Raw genomic sequence first — 14756 nt, 5'->3', positions numbered from 1 at the left:
ATTATCTATAATTAGCAATCTATGTTTTCTCTGCGCTTCTGCGTCTCTGCGTGATCTCTTAAATCTTGCGGCAAATTGAATCGACAATGCTCTAATCTAAAATGCTCTGGACATGAATATAAAACGTAAAAAAACAGGAACAACCCTGCTGATGACCTTTGTCTTGGCCGGCTTTTCGCCCGGTCTCTCGGCCGCTGAGTACAACTACAGCGGAAATTCCCCTGTTATCACCAAAAGTGTCTCAGGTTCAGAAAACCTGAAGATCACCTATTCCAACGGCACCCTGACCGGTACGGCCAATGGCATTGGCGCCACGTCGGTCTCCGGTGACATTGAAGTAGCCAATGGTGGCATAATCAATGTCAGCGGCCCCAACGGTATTTATGCCTACAGCTCTTCCGGTGGGGATGTCTATCTGGAAAACACCGGCTCCATCACCACCTCCGGTACGTATGGGGTGGGCCTCACTGCCACCAAGACGGGAAATATCGAAGTGCTCAACGCTGACGGCGCGAGCATCGCGGGCAAGGGCCACGGCATTTATGCCGCCACCGTCGCTGGCGATATCAAGATCACCAATTTCGGTTCCGCAAGGACAACCAGTGGGGATTACGGCATCTATGTCTATACTGCCGGGAAGATTGATATCACCAACTACGGTGACGTTTCCTCCAGCAACTACTACGGCATCTATGTGTGCAGCAACATTACAGGTGGCACGATCCGCAATTACGGCTCGGTCAGTGCGCTGGGAGGCGACCCCTACACGCTCGATATTCTCGGCAAAAACACGACGGTGGAGCTTTTTAATGGAGCCGCCGCTCCCATTACCGGCAGCATCTACATGGCGGGCGGCAACAACACGCTGGTGGCCCACGGGCAGCAGACCGTGACCAACGGCTGGGTGAAGATTCACTTCAACACCACCTACCGCCCCGTGATCCGCACGGCGGACGACTACGGAGCGATCATTTCCAACAAGTATATGGAGATCGAACCTTCGGCGGCCATGCTCGATGTCGATGTCTCCGATGCCAACATCAAGGCGGGCGATTCATTCAGGATTCTGGCGGCCAGCAGCTATATTTCGCAGCAGTTCAAGAACGCCAAAAACAACTCCATCCTCATCGTCAACGGCAACGGTGGCGTTTACAAATTTCTCGTCACCTACAACGGCAAGGAAGTGTGGCTCACTGCCACGGAGGCACCCGTCATCGTGACGCCCCCTCCCGCCCCCACGTCGGTTACGGTGACCTTCGATCCGGATGGCGGCTCGCCGGTGAGCAGCCAGACGGTGGACTACGGAGCGACGGCGACAGAGCCCGCCGCGCCGACGAAAACCGGATACACCTTCGCCGGTTGGTATGACGGGGCGAGCGCCTGGAGCTTCGGCACGCCCGTGACCGGGGCGCTCACGCTGACCGCGCACTGGACGGCGGTGCCTGAGCCGACAATTCCGGCGAAGATCGACGACGACAGCGTTGTCGTGATTCCCGATCCGAGCACTCCCGGCGGCATTGTGATAGAGGGCGACATCGACGCCGACCCGAACGATCCGGACCAGACGCAAGTGTTTGACCTCGATAAGTTGCGGGTGGTCACCACGACCGATTTGACCCTCACCACCGAATGGCCTGTCGCCGTGGAAGGCACGCATTACACGGTGACGCTCAACGAGGACCAGACCCGGTTCACCCTGATCATCAATCCGCTCAGCGGCAGCGATACCGCCCGCTTCTACCGCGTGGTGACGAGCACCAAGGTATTCAACGCCAATGGCACCCCGGCAACGGATTCCAGCACGATCTATAACACGATCATTTCGGGCCAATACAAGATTACGATCCTGCCCGGCGAAGTGAAGCTGGTAGCCAATCAGTTGATTAGCGCCGACGACACTGTGAACGGCTTGTTTGGAAGTCTGCCGGGCCGGTCATCCGTGGATGTGATAGATATAGACATCAATTCCGCAACTTACGGGGAAACATTGTCGTCCACCAGACGCAACAGTGGCGCAGGCTGGTCGAGTGGAGGTGATTATGCTCTGCCTGTCGGTTATGCAGCTTATGTAACCAACGGCAGCGCAAGCCTTGCGGCCACCATTAATTTTGGAGGCGTGGTAAGTCAGACTCCTCAAACCTATGCATTGTCGGCAGGAATTAATTGGCAGATCGGTTCAGCCGTGCCTGTGGCTGTCACCAATCCGGTTGATATTGGATATGTGATGAGCCGACGCGATGCTTTTAATAAGCTGGATGTAAATGGAGAGGACGATTCCTATAGCATCACCAATGCTGGCACAGCATGGACTGGCGGCAGAATTCCGTCATTTGATATTGGTGAGGGATATTACTATACGCCATATTCTGATGCCATCTGGCAGCAGCCGCCGCTCACCGTGGAGGAAAATACCTCCATCGTCCATTAATTGATCTCTGTCAGGTTCGTATTAATAAAATATACATATGATGAAAAAAACAATAAGCATATTCGCACTTGTGCTGACCGTGGGTTTACCTTTGGCGACTCAAGCGGCGCAAAATCTTACGATCAACTGCTGGGCAGATGAGTCGTACACGGATGCCAATGGTATTATCACCTCCGATACTGGCTATGTAGCCACGCTGTGGTGGGGTGATACTGCATCGTCCTCTCTGTCGTTTGTCCAAGCCGGCATATTTGATTCGAATGGCTGGTGGTGGGGCTTGGATGAAGCCCTCTTGACGGGCAAGATATATGCGGAAAAAGGAGCCACTATCTATACAGAGGTGCGTATTTTCCAATACACGCCCGGAGAACTCATCACGCTTGAGACTGTTAGTGGCATCGGAGCGGAGGAGTGGGACAGGTATTGGAATCTGATCCAGGGGACCGAGGTTTCCCAGGCTTTGATCTATGGAACGGCAAAGCTTGGCACTGGTGGTACCACGGTCGTATCCAACGGGTATGATTATGTTACGAATCCTCCGGTGATGTCAGGCATTCCCGGAACCCTTGCGCCTAATGGTGCGGTGCCGGAGCCCTCGACCTACGCGATCCTCGCCGGTCTGGCGATCCTCGCCTATGTGACCGTGCGTCGTCGTCGGTGACGAAGCCATTGGATGGCGGGTCTCCCGACCTCCAACGGGTTAGCTCTTTCAATTTTTTTTAAGACTTCCCGATCCTTTGGGACGGGGCAAGATGAGGGGAGAGTTTGGGTTTTGTGTGGATTTCGTCATAGGTTTCCGTCACAGGACTCAGCCTTTCCCTCGCCTTGTCCCGCCTTTTTTTTTGCAGGGAGCGCCGACATCCTGCCGGCATCGTGCTGATGGCAAAGTGGCGCGGGCGTCCCGCCCGCATTCTGTTCCGATGCGGGCGAGACGCCCGCGCCACTTTTGATGCCGACCCAACGACGCTTCGCGTCGTCTGCCGGCAAGATGCCGGCGCTCCCAGGCGCTGACGCGCCAGAGTTGCCCCCTCCACCACTTCTCCTCTCCGCTAAATGGATACAGGCGCAACGCGCCTCGCCTGCCGATGCGGGCGGGATGCCCGCGCCACCGATGGAGCGGCATCGCCACAGCCTGCGCGCCCTTCACGCCCACGATGATGATGCCCATGCCGATGTCATCGAATTCTGAATACACGCTTTGGGATGGACGCGCCCTCGTCACGCTCACGCCCGCGGAGACCACCCGGCTCGACATCGGCGCGACATGGAAGAAGGGGCCACTGATTGCGTTTCCCCCCTTCCGTAAACTTTCAGCTTATTCCCCCCATAACATCCTGTTCTTTGTTAAGAGCGGATAAACTTATTGTTTGTATCTTGACTAGAATGATAGGGAATAGGCCGCATGAAGAGGGAATTCCTCTCTGCACGGATGCAAACGACCAGGCCTCTGGAGGAACGCCACCGATACGATTCCTGCGATGCCTCCCCCCACGGTTGGCGTCACCAAGCCATCACTACCGCACCGGCCTGAACGGGAATCTGCCAGAGACCTCTTGCGTGTCCGGGGCAGGACGACCCTCGCAGGGATTTCGATCCACGGACGCCATCGGGATTCCCCCCATTTCACCGACTCCACGTTGTCTCATGCGCGAGTCGGGGGCGCCCTTTCGGATGCTGGCCGCCGACGGCAGACATCCCGGGTGTACCCACCTAATCAAACCGGATTTCGCCAGTGGGCGCAGACCAGCACCGTCCGCCCGGTGATTTTCCCCCTCATATCACCAGTAAACAAGTCAGTTGACCTAACAATCATGTCACATCCATCCCTGCTGCGCCTTGCGCCAGCTTTGGTGGCGGCGCTTGCGCTGCCCGCTGCCGTGTCGTCCGCTTATGCGGCCACCGCAACCACCAATACTACGACACCATCCTCCGGTGTTTCATCCACCGCCGCCCCTGCGCCCGCGTCTTCCGCCTCATCCACGGGGACTCCGGTCGAGGAGGCGACGCTGCTCGACAAAGTCGTCATCGACGACATTCCCGCCGACCAGTCCGTCCTGCCCACGCGTCCCTCCACCTCGCTTTATGGCTTCGAAGAGACGATCCGCGAAACGCCGCGCTCGGTCTTCCAAGTCAGCAAGGCCCAGATCGACAACGACAACATCCAGAACTTCTCGGACCTCTCCCGCTACTCACCCAGTATCCAACGGGCTTCCTCCTCGCCCTATTCCGTCCCCCGCATCCGCGGCGGCGCCGCCGACACGCTGCGCAACAACATCGTGCTCTTCAACACGGCTGTCCGTCCGTTCAACGACAACGCTTGGGAATCCGCCGACATCGTTGCCGGCGTTCCCAGCGTCATCCAAGGCAACACCTCCCGCACCGCCGGCTACGTGAACTACGTCACGAAAAAACCCTTCTTTGGCGAAGACCAGACCGAGTTCACTGTGAAATTCGGACGCCTCGGACTGCACTCCGAGACCACCTATCCGCAGTACTCCGTGCAACTCGACCACAGCACCGAACTCATCAAGGACAAACTCGCCATCCGCTTCAGCCTCCTCCAAGCCGAAGCGGATCTCTACTGGGGCAACTCGGAAGCCGACTCCAAGGACATCTTCGGCGCCGTCGCTTGGCGTCCCAATTCCAAGGTCACCGTTGACGCCAACTTCTCCTATACTCAATCTGAAGGTGCCATCCCCAATGGCATCAATCGCCTCTCGCAAAATCTGATCGACAACTGGGTGTACCGTGCCGGCACCGCCGTTCCGACCATCAATTATGGCGCGGGTGGGCAAGCCGCCAACAGCCCGACTAACCCCGCCACCATCACCGGCTGGACAATCCAGAATCCGCACGATGTCAAAATCAGGGGGGATCAAACAATCTATAGCGATGAGGCCAGCAACGATGCGGACGAATATATCGCTCAAGTCATCTCCAGCGTGAAGCTCAACGACACCTTCACCCTCCGCAACAACACCATCTTCCAATACAGCGACAACCAGCAGACCACCCACGACTTCAGCACAGGCGGTCACATCAACAAACTCGTCGAATCGCGCTTCGAACTCCTCTCCGACAAGGAGTTTGAACTCTTTGGCAAAAACATCCGCCACCAGAGCAACAGCGGCGTCTCCTATCGCTGGCTTGAAAACACCTGCAACGTTGCCGCCGTGGCTGACCAGGCCAACCCCGTGCCCAACGCCGACGCCACCCAAGGCGGCTCCCTCAGCACCGGCGCCGGCCTTGGTATCACCGAAAACCTCTTCAACCGCGGCCCCGGCACCGGCACGCCCAACAGTGTCCACCCGGACGGCAAACACGCCATTATCTACTCCCCCACTTACGGCTGGCTTACATGGACGCCCACTTGGCGCACGGGCAATGGTTACGAGGGCATCGCCGCCGGAGGCCCCGCCGGTCTCGGCCCCGGCCTCGCCGGTGGCGAAGCTCGCATCAACACGCTCAAGACCACCAACCTCTTCAGCGAACATAAATTCGACATCGACGAGAAGTGGACCTGGCGCCTCGGCGGCCGCCTCTCCTACGTGGACGATTCGATCACCACCAACGCCCTCACCAAGCGCCTCGTCAACGACGGCTTTTATGCCGGACTCAACACCGACGACTCCGCCACCGCATGGAACGGCGACATCAACACCAGCATCGCCTTCCGTCCCATCCGCTGGGCCAGCACGTATTTCACCTACGACTACAACATCTCCAGTCAGGATTGCGGCTGCTGCCAGACGCAGGGTTTCACCGGCTCCGGAAACACCCTCTCCGATTCTTACTTCGATGTGAAAAGCGAACTCTTCGAACTCGGCGTCAAGTTCGAGCTCATCCCGAACAAGCTCTTCGCCAGCGCCGCCTGGTTCCACCAGACCCGACAGATTCCCGCCGCCAACCTCATCGGTGGCGATCCGAGCACTTACAACCTCATCTACGAAGGGCTGGAACTCGCCGCCACCTATCAACCCACGGTCAACCTCGCCCTCGGCGCCAACTACAGCTACATCGACGCCAGCTACGAAAAAACCGGAGGCCGCTTCCCGTTCTCGCCGCTCAACAGCGCCAACGCATGGGTCGCCTACCGTTTCGACAACGGTTTCGGTCTCAAGGCCAACGCCTGGATCACCTCTTCCTGGAACGTCAATGATGCCGGCAGCATCAAAGTGCCCACCCAGCACTCCATTGACCTCGGCGCCTTCTACGCCGCCAGGAAATGGCGACTCGACATCGATATCCTCAATGTCACCAACGAGAAGAACTGGACGCCCGCCGGCGGTCCCGGCGGCATCATCAATCCCACTCCCTACCTCGTTCCTGCCGAGCGCCTCGGCATCCAAGGCAAGTTCACCTACCGTTTCTAAAACGGCGGTGTTTTGACACAACGTGTATGTCCGTTGTCCTCCCCCCCCCCCCGGTGAACGTCGCAGTCTCCGGGGGGGGGGGGGACTTTTTCACTCTCCCCCCCCTCCCCCCGTTTCTCTCTCCACTACGTATCCATCATTACACTACCACCATGAAACACCTCCGCCGCATCCTATTCACGCTCCTTCTTGCCTTCACCCCTGCCACATACCCACACGCCCGCGCCGCCGCTTGCTGCAATGGCGAAGGCGCTTTTGGAGTGGACAGCCGCTGGACACAAATCGACGTCTCCTCCGTTCCTCCAAAAGACCGCGTGGTCACCATCCAGAACGCCTCCTTCGGCACCACGCGCGACCTCTTCGCCGAGATCAACAAAATCTTCGGCAAGGAATGGGTGAAAAAGACCAGCTATAGCCTCACCGTCAACGGCACCCACGGTTCCACCTTTGCCCAAACCCGCACCCTGCTCGGCGGTGGCGCAAGCTCCGATGCTGACCTCGTCATCCTCGATCATCCCGGAGCCATCGACCTTCTCTCCACCCCCGGCAACCTCCTTCCCGCCGACTGGCGCACCCGCCTGCCCAACAACAGCGTCCCCTTCACGACCACCGTTGTGTTTCTCGTCCGCAAAGGAAACCCCAAGGCCATCCGCGACTGGTCCGACCTGGTGAAACCCGGCGTCTCGGTCATCACGCCCGACCCCAAGCGTGACAGCGTCGGCCAGTGGACCTACCTTGCCGCCTGGGCCTCCGCGCTCCGGCAGACTGGCAACAACGAAGCCGCCGCCCGCGACACCATCTTAAAACTCTACGCCCAAGTCCCCGTGCTCAACTCCACCTCTGCCGGCTCCCTTGCCACCTTCACGCAAAAAAGCACTGGCGACGTGCTCCTCGTTCTCGAAAGCGAAGCCCGCGCCCGCCTGAGCGCTTCCGACGGTTCCCGCTTCGAGATTGTCGCGCCGCCCGTCAGCCTCCGGGTCGATCTCCCCGTTGCCTGGCTCGACAAAAACGTGGAAAAACACGGCACCACCCGCGTCACCGCATCGTATTTGATTTATCTCTACGACCCCAAGGCGCAGGAGATCGCCGCCCGTCACCACTACCGGCCGACCAACCCCGAAGTTGCGCGTAAACACGCCGCCTCCTTCGCCACTCTCGAAATCATTTCCATTGACGACGCCTTTGGCGGATGGACCGGCGTCCGCGACCGATTCCTGTCACCCGGCGGCATCCTCGAACGCGACTACCCGCAGATGACCACCCGCGAAATCGTCGCTCAGAACTAAAGTCTCTCCCTTCCCATCGGCCCGCTTTCCCTCATCGGTCCAATTTTTCACTCCCACCATACCACATGACACCGACCCGCCTCCTGCTCGTTTCCCTGTTCCTCTCCTTCGCCACTCCGGTCCTTCCCTCAACCTCCGCTCCCGATGCCGCCCGCATCCGTTCTCTCAAGATCACGATCCTCTCCACCATGCTGGCCGACGGCCGCGAACTCGGCGAATGGGGCTTCGCCGCCCTCGTCGAAGCGGACGGCCGCCGCATCCTCTTCGACACCGGCGCGCATCCCGACCTCGTGCTCGAAAACGCCCGCACTCTCGGCATCGACCTGACCGACGTGCCCGAAATCATCATCACCCACAATCACTGGGACCACATCGGCGGCCTGCTCACGCTCCGAAAATCGGTGCTGGATAAAAACGCTCCCGGTGCCCTCGCCCGCGTCCATGTCGGCGAAGGCATTTTCTACCCTCGCACCTCCGGCGACGACGACACGGAGGACAATACGCTCATCCCGATCAAGCCCGCCTACGAAAAAACTGGCGGCGTATTCATTATCCATGACAAGCCAGTGCAGCTTCACCCTGGCATCTGGCTCACCGGCCCGGTGCCGAGAAAATATCCCGAGCGCAACTGGGGCAGTATCGGAAAAGTCAGGACGCCCGCCGGCACGGTCGAGGACAACGTCCCCGAGGACCAGGCGCTGATTTTCGACACCGAACAGGGCCTGGTCGCCCTCTTCGGCTGCGGCCACGCCGGGGTCGTCAACACGCTCGACTACGCCCGCTCTTTCATCCGCCCGGCGCGCATCCACGCGCTGATCGGCGGCATCCACGTCTTCGCCGCCACAGACCAGACCTGGGAATGGACCGCTGAAAAACTCTCCGTGTATGGCGTTGACCACTACATCGGCGCCCACTGCACCGGCATCGAGTCGGTCTGGCGTTTTCGATCCAATCTCGGTCTCGACCGAAAACATGCCGTCGTTGGCGCGGTCGGCGCCACCTTCACTCTGGGCCAAGGCATCAATCCAAGAAACATCGCAAAATAGCCCGCGCCCGATCGCTCGGACCAATCTCCATGAATCCTCCCGTCGAAATCTGGGAACGCCGCTACGCCGACGCCCTCCACACTCCCGCCGCGCCCCGCAACGTGAAACTCACCCCTTGGCTTGCGCCCTGGCTGGAAGACGCTTTCCAACCCAATCCTGCCGAATCTCCGACCCCTCCCTCCCCCCTGCGTGCGCTCGACCTCGGTTGTGGAGCAGGGCACGACACCGCGTATCTTCTGACCCGGGGTTATGACGTCACCGCCCTCGACCACTCCGCCAACGCCCTCGAACTCTCCCGCCGCCGCAACCCCGCGGCCCGCCACCTGCGCGCGGACCTGCGAGACCTCGATCAAGTCCTGCCGCTCCCCCCTCCCCCCCCTGCCTCCGCTTTTTACGATGCCGCTGCGGTTGGCTGGCACCTCATTGTAGCCAGTCTCTCGCTGCACTACTTCACCCGCGAGGACACGCTGAAGATTTTTGCCGCGATCCACGCCCGTCTCCGATCTGGAGGACTTTTTGCCTTTCGTCTCAACGCCTACGACGAACGCGGCGCCCCGCCAGATCCCACCTCGTGGGAACTCACGACCGAAGGCGACGATGCCGTGCCCCGGCAATATTTCACCGAGGACAAAATCCGCGACGCCCTCGCTGGACGTTACGCCATCCTCTCGCTTCGCAAACAAACCGTCCGCCGCTACGACGCCGACAAATCCCTCTACGAAGTCATCGCCCTCAAACCCGAGATTGCCTCATGACAATCCGCCACCCCATGTCCACCGTTCCACTCCCATTCTACGCCCTGCAAAACTTGCGACGGAGCGGCGGCAGGATGCCGCCGCTCCTCGTTACCTATGGAGGGCGGGTCTCCCGACCCGCCGACGGTGCGCAGCACCGCCCTTCCGTCTTTTCGGATGGGCGCGGCTGCGCCGCGTCTGGCGGGTCGGGAGACCCGCCCTCCGTTACCAATCAGCGGCGGCGCAGCGCGGCGTAAACCAACATCGCCAGCCCGGCCAGCGCCGCATACGTCCCAGGCTCGGGCACTTGGCTGAGCAACGACACCACACGAAAACCGACGTTGCTGTCCTCGAGGGCGGGATCGATGCTGGTGCGGACCGAAGAGGCGAGGTGGTCACCGCCGTAGCTGCTGAACGAGCCGCCACGCACCCCACGGTCAGTTCCGTTTATAAGCGTATCATTCCACTCATAAACGTTACCCCCCTGATCGAATGTCCCGTACGTGTTCTCGGCAAAACTGCCTACTATCATCGGTAATTAGCCTGACTGCCACTAATACTATCGCTCTGCGTCGGATATGCCCAATAGCCTCCGGCTCCTCCTTTATTCGGATCATAATACGCTGCCTTATACCACTCGTCCTCGCTCGCCACTGCCCAGCCGCTGCTGGCTGCATGGTCCGGATTATCCGTGATCGTCCAACCGTCCGCACTGAATACGTAAAGACCGTTCTCCGTGTCCCCGCTCGTCAGCCAGTTCGTGAACCGCGCCGCATCATAAAATGACACGTAAACCACCGGCTTCAGGTCGGACCCCGCCTTCACCACGTAGGACGTTCCGTTCCACGTGATGCCTCCATAGCTGCTGCTACTCATGTAGCTGTTGTAGAGATTATACGTGTTCGCACCGGTGCTATCCACAGCATTCAAAAACGCCGCATATTGCCCGTTCGTCACCTCATACGTCCCGATCTGATACTCGTAGCTCACAGAACCGTAGCCAGTCGAATCGGCGGCATTGCCGATGTCGCCGACCGTCACGGTCGGCATGGTGATGAGCTGCGATCCTGGAGTTACGGCGAAGGCCGTTGTCGCGGCCCCCAGCGTTATCATTGCAGCCGCCAGCAGGGCGGCGGTGCGTGTCTTTGTCGTGTGTGTATCCATGGTTATTTCACTGTTTCACTGTTCATTGTTCACTGTTTCACTGTTTCAACGGGGGCGGGGCGCAGGGGGGAGATGGCTTTCCCGGAAGCTTTCCGAACTTTCCCGGAAAGAAATCGGGAATGTCCGGAGGGTTTCCGGGGAAGTCCGCAGGCCAATCGGGGGGAGCCGGAGGGGAGTCGGGAGAGCCGTTCGGGGTCCCGGACTTTCCCGGAATGTCTCCGAACATGTTCGGAAAGTCTCCGGGGATGTCCGGAAAGTCTCCGGGAGAGTCCGGAAGGCTTCCGGGGATGTCCGCAGCGGAAGCGGGAATGTCCGCTTCGCCTCCGGGAACCCCCGTTGCGTGCGCGGGCATCCCCGCCGGGCGGGCGGGCGTCCTCGGTCGCCGCGCCGGGGGGCCGGACCGGCTTTCCGATTAGTTAAATTTATTCAGTGTGTGTGGGGGGGGGGGTGATATTTTTTAACTACCAATGACTTACGTAACATCCCTCTTGCATCTTCCGAGGCAAACCACAGCGCGACGCTTGCGGAAGTCGTTGCGGAAGTGGTGTTGCGGTTGGGCATGTTGCGGAGAGCGAGCAGCGCGATACAGAAGTGAAGGGCAGACCGTAACACATCAAAGGGTCGGTGAAGTCGGGCAAAGACCTGACTTCTGGAATCAATCGCTAGTAATCAATGGGTTAAAATAGAAAATATTTTGAAAATAGTTTTTGCCTCACGCGGACGGTGCGAAGCACCGCCGGATTGGGGTTGGGGTTGGCAATAAAAGTGGTGCGGGCGTCCCGCCCGCAACGTGCTTCCCGTAGCGCAGGCGTCTCGCCTGCAATCCATAGGTTGCGCGAAGCGCGGTGCTCTCTTCTGCTTTTTGCTGATTCTGTTATTTGGGAAGGCGGCGCTTCGCGCAATAGACTGACTTGCAGGCAGAATGCCTGCGCTACGCTATGGCGCGGGCGTCCCGCCCGCACGTAGGGGCGTCGCTTGCGACGCCCGCGCCTGCCGGACGGAGCCACACTTGCAAATTCGCGGGCTTCGCAAGCGAAGCCCCTACATGTGGCGCGGGCGTCCCGCCCGCAACGTTGCCTCTCCGCCTGGGAGCGCCGGACCCCCGCCCGGCACCGTTGCCACCCCGTGCCATCAGCACGATGCCGAGTTGGGGCCCGGCGCTCCCAGGCGGAATTTTCCCGGTTGACGAACCTGCGAAATCCCCAACACCCTCATCGCCCCTCGAAAATCGAGGATCTCTTTGCCCGATGGTGTAATGGCAGCACAGGCGACTTTGACTCGCCTAGTCATGGTTCAAATCCATGTCGGGCAGCCAGATCGTAAAAAAAATGCCCCGCGCATCCATCATCTCCGACTTCCCCCCCGTGCCGATGGACCCGGACCGCCCCTACGACGCCATCCGTGAACTCTATTTGTTGCGCGAACCCGACCTCTTTGCCGCCCTCCTGCGCGGCGACCGTCCCGCTGCGCGCAAAATCATCAACCTCATCCTCGTCCACATCTACACCGCGGGCGGCGAGCAAGGGGCGCATGGCGAATTGCTCAAAGGACTGCTGCTCGAACTCGTTGTCATGATGGCGCGCGCCTCGGTGCAGGCCGGCGTCGCGCAGACGGAAGTGCTCGGCCTGCACTTCCGCCATCTCGCCGAACTCGCCACCATTGATGACGACGAGGATTTGTCCGCATGGTTGTGCGACGCCTTCGAGCGCATTTTTTCCGCCGTGGAGAGCCACGGACGCAGCGCCGGCACGCCGGAGCGCATCATCAAGGCGCTCGACTTCATGCGCAGCCAGCTCGACCGCGATGTCACGCGTGAAGAGGTCGCATGCCACATCGGCGTCTCCCCCGGGCACTTCGCCTTCCTGCTCCGCGCCCACACCGGCATGTCGTTCAGCGAACAATTGCGCCACCTCCGCATCGAAACCGCCTGCGAACTCCTGCGTCGCACCGAAAACTCGCTCGCCGACATCGCCGCCGCCTGCGGATTTTGCGACCAAAGTTATTTCACCCACGTTTTCCGTGACTTGAAAGCCATGACGCCACGCCAGTATCGCATGGGCGGAAATAAAAAAACGGATACACTCAAACGCTGACACTTCCTCCGCGCGCAAAACCGACACTCCACCCGCCGCCTGCCACGAATTCCATGCCCGACGCACACGCACAAATCCCGCCGCATCGCACTCGTCGCATCGCACTCGTCGCCTGTTCGGTCATGGAGGACGAAATCGCCATGCTGACGGCCTCCGCCGTCCCCGCTCCCCCTGCGCCGCCGCCGCTGGCGGAGATTATTTCGCGCCGCTTTCACGACATCGGCTTGCACGACCGCCCCGACGTGTTGCGAACCACCTTGCAGGCCGACATCGACGAACTCTCTGCCGCACCCTCCACTGAGCGACCCGACGCCATCGTGTTCGTTTACGGCCTATGCGGACTCGGCACCGATGGCCTCATGGCGCGCGACATCCCACTCGTCATCCCGCGCGCGCACGACTGCATCACCTTCTTTTTCGGCAGCAAGGAACGCTACGCCGAACACCAGGCCCGCTGCCCCGGCTGCCACTACTACACGCCCGGATGGAACCGGGCCCGCCGCGTCCCCGGCCCCGACCGCATCGACAAAATGCGCGCCGAACTGGCCGACCGTTTCGAACCTGATGACATCGAATTTTTAATCGAATCCGAACGCGAACACTGGACCGCCACCGGCGGCCCCGCCGTCTATCTCGACCTCGGCACCCCCGCCGCCGCTACCGAGGCCGACTACGCCCGCCGCTGCGCCGAGTATCTGAAATGGGACTACTCACACCCCGCCGGCGACCCTGCCCTGCTGCGCGACCTGCTCACCGGCCATTGGGATGAACAACGCTTCCTCATCGTCCCCCCCGGCCAGCGCATCACGCACACGGTGACCACCGACATCCTGCGCGCCCAGCCGCCACCTCTCCAGCCATGACCTCTCATCCTGCGCTTTTTATCGCGCAACCCGACGGCCAGCGCCGCGCCCTGCCGTTTCGTTCCGGCGACGAAGACCGCGCCCTTGACGAAGTGCTCGCCGCGCACGGCATCACGCTCAACACCCGTTGCGGACGCCGCGGACTCTGCCGCGGCTGCCAAGTCGAACTCCTCGAAGGCTCCTTGCGCGACGGAGACCAAACCATAACCGCCACGCCTGCCGCGCCCGCCAAAGTCCGCGCCTGCCGCATGAGCCTGCCGCCGTCGGCGGACATCCCCTCCTCCCCCCCCCCCCCCCTCATCCGCATCCCTGCGCACGGGCACCTCGACACCGCTCCGCAGGTCGGCGAAACCTTCGTCATCGACACAACGTTCGACCTCGATCCCCTCTGGCACGCCTCGCAACCCAACACATTGGATGTTGGATGTTCGATGTTGGACGTTGGACGTTCGGGGCGAAGCCCCGCCCCCCCCCCCCCCCCCGCCACCGTGTTTGCCATCGACATCGGCACGACCACCGTGGTCGTCCTCCTTGCCGATCCCGCCACTGGCGAAGTGCTGGCGCGCGCCGGCGGCTTCAATGCGCAAATCCGCCTCGGCGACAACGTCCTCACGCGTATCCAAGCCGCCTCTACACCGGCAACCCTCGCCGCCCTGCGTACCGCCCTGATCGAAGAAACCCTGCCGCCGCTCATCGCCCGCGCCTGCGCCGCCTGCGGACGCCCGCCCTCCTCGCTTATTGGCGGCACCATTGCGGGCAACACCACCAT

General features: G+C 60.6%; 14 protein-coding genes and 1 tRNA gene. 13 read left to right on the top strand and 2 right to left on the bottom strand.

The features are described 5' to 3' along the window. Positions 1-112: 112 nt before the first annotated feature. The 9 genes from OBACDRAFT_RS18780 (at position 113) to OBACDRAFT_RS28515 (ending at position 10124) form a co-directional block, all read left to right on the top strand. Positions 113-2428: an InlB B-repeat-containing protein gene (locus OBACDRAFT_RS18780; RefSeq protein WP_043588282.1), complete on the top strand. Its 2316-nt coding sequence runs from the start codon at positions 113-115 to the stop codon at positions 2426-2428. 40 nt (positions 2429-2468) lie between these two features. Then, positions 2469-3089: a putative globular PEP-CTERM protein gene (locus OBACDRAFT_RS18775; protein ID WP_157837186.1), complete on the top strand. Its 621-nt coding sequence runs from the start codon at positions 2469-2471 to the stop codon at positions 3087-3089. A 288-nt stretch (positions 3090-3377) separates the two neighbouring features. After that, positions 3378-3617, top strand: coding sequence for a hypothetical protein (locus tag OBACDRAFT_RS28520; RefSeq protein WP_125069324.1), 240 nt, complete (start codon positions 3378-3380; stop codon positions 3615-3617). Further along, complete coding sequence (locus tag OBACDRAFT_RS18770; protein WP_125068655.1) at positions 3601-3786, top strand: hypothetical protein; 186 nt, start codon at positions 3601-3603, stop codon at positions 3784-3786. Before OBACDRAFT_RS28520 ends, OBACDRAFT_RS18770 begins: the two co-directional genes overlap by 17 nt. A 453-nt stretch (positions 3787-4239) precedes the next feature. Beyond that, positions 4240-6801, top strand: coding sequence for a TonB-dependent receptor (locus OBACDRAFT_RS18765; RefSeq protein WP_043588278.1), 2562 nt, complete (start codon positions 4240-4242; stop codon positions 6799-6801). Between the two features lie 26 nt (positions 6802-6827). Next, entirely contained in the window at positions 6828-8087 is a 1260-nt protein-coding gene (locus OBACDRAFT_RS18760; RefSeq protein WP_232767399.1) for a sulfate ABC transporter substrate-binding protein, read from the top strand. A 65-nt stretch (positions 8088-8152) separates the two neighbouring features. Beyond that, on the top strand, positions 8153-9133 hold the full coding sequence (locus OBACDRAFT_RS18755; RefSeq protein WP_043588276.1) for an MBL fold metallo-hydrolase: 981 nt from the start codon (positions 8153-8155) through the stop codon (positions 9131-9133). Positions 9134-9162: 29 nt separating this feature from the next. Further along, the gene (locus OBACDRAFT_RS18750; protein ID WP_043588274.1) at positions 9163-9888 is read left to right on the top strand and encodes a class I SAM-dependent methyltransferase; all 726 of its coding nucleotides are present in this window, start codon (positions 9163-9165) and stop codon (positions 9886-9888) included. A gap of 14 nt (positions 9889-9902) precedes the next feature. Continuing rightward, positions 9903-10124 (top strand): hypothetical protein, encoded by a 222-nt coding sequence (locus OBACDRAFT_RS28515; protein WP_157837185.1) that lies wholly within the window; start codon positions 9903-9905, stop codon positions 10122-10124. On the opposite strand, the gene OBACDRAFT_RS31075 is transcribed toward OBACDRAFT_RS28515, so the two are convergent. Together OBACDRAFT_RS31075 and OBACDRAFT_RS18745 are read right to left on the bottom strand one after the other, a co-directional pair. Next, positions 10100-10399: an SUMF1/EgtB/PvdO family nonheme iron enzyme gene (locus OBACDRAFT_RS31075; protein WP_332835132.1), complete on the bottom strand. Its 300-nt coding sequence runs from the start codon at positions 10397-10399 to the stop codon at positions 10100-10102. The genes OBACDRAFT_RS28515 and OBACDRAFT_RS31075 overlap by 25 nt on opposite strands. Further along, positions 10396-11031, bottom strand: coding sequence for an SUMF1/EgtB/PvdO family nonheme iron enzyme (locus tag OBACDRAFT_RS18745; RefSeq protein WP_332835131.1), 636 nt, complete (start codon positions 11029-11031; stop codon positions 10396-10398). Before OBACDRAFT_RS18745 ends, OBACDRAFT_RS31075 begins: the two co-directional genes overlap by 4 nt. A gap of 1241 nt (positions 11032-12272) precedes the next feature. Here OBACDRAFT_RS18745 and OBACDRAFT_RS18740 point away from each other — a divergent pair. From OBACDRAFT_RS18740 to OBACDRAFT_RS18725, 4 genes are all read left to right on the top strand, one after another. Then, positions 12273-12346: transfer RNA gene (locus OBACDRAFT_RS18740), tRNA-Gln, on the top strand. A gap of 13 nt (positions 12347-12359) precedes the next feature. Next, the gene (locus OBACDRAFT_RS26950; RefSeq protein WP_157837184.1) at positions 12360-13124 is read left to right on the top strand and encodes a helix-turn-helix transcriptional regulator; all 765 of its coding nucleotides are present in this window, start codon (positions 12360-12362) and stop codon (positions 13122-13124) included. A 53-nt stretch (positions 13125-13177) separates the two neighbouring features. After that, a complete protein-coding gene (locus OBACDRAFT_RS18730; protein WP_043588272.1) occupies positions 13178-13987 on the top strand; it encodes a DUF1638 domain-containing protein in 810 nt (269 codons plus the stop codon). Further along, on the top strand, positions 13984-14756 hold a 773-nt coding region (locus tag OBACDRAFT_RS18725; RefSeq protein WP_043588271.1), incomplete at its 3' end, for a 2Fe-2S iron-sulfur cluster-binding protein. The genes OBACDRAFT_RS18730 and OBACDRAFT_RS18725, both read left to right, overlap by 4 nt.

The organism is Geminisphaera colitermitum TAV2, from assembly GCF_000171235.2.
Classification (GTDB): Bacteria; Verrucomicrobiota; Verrucomicrobiia; order Opitutales; family Opitutaceae; genus Geminisphaera; species Geminisphaera colitermitum.
Note: the sequence above shows the minus strand (reverse complement) of the source record. Positions and strands in the feature narration are given on the sequence as shown.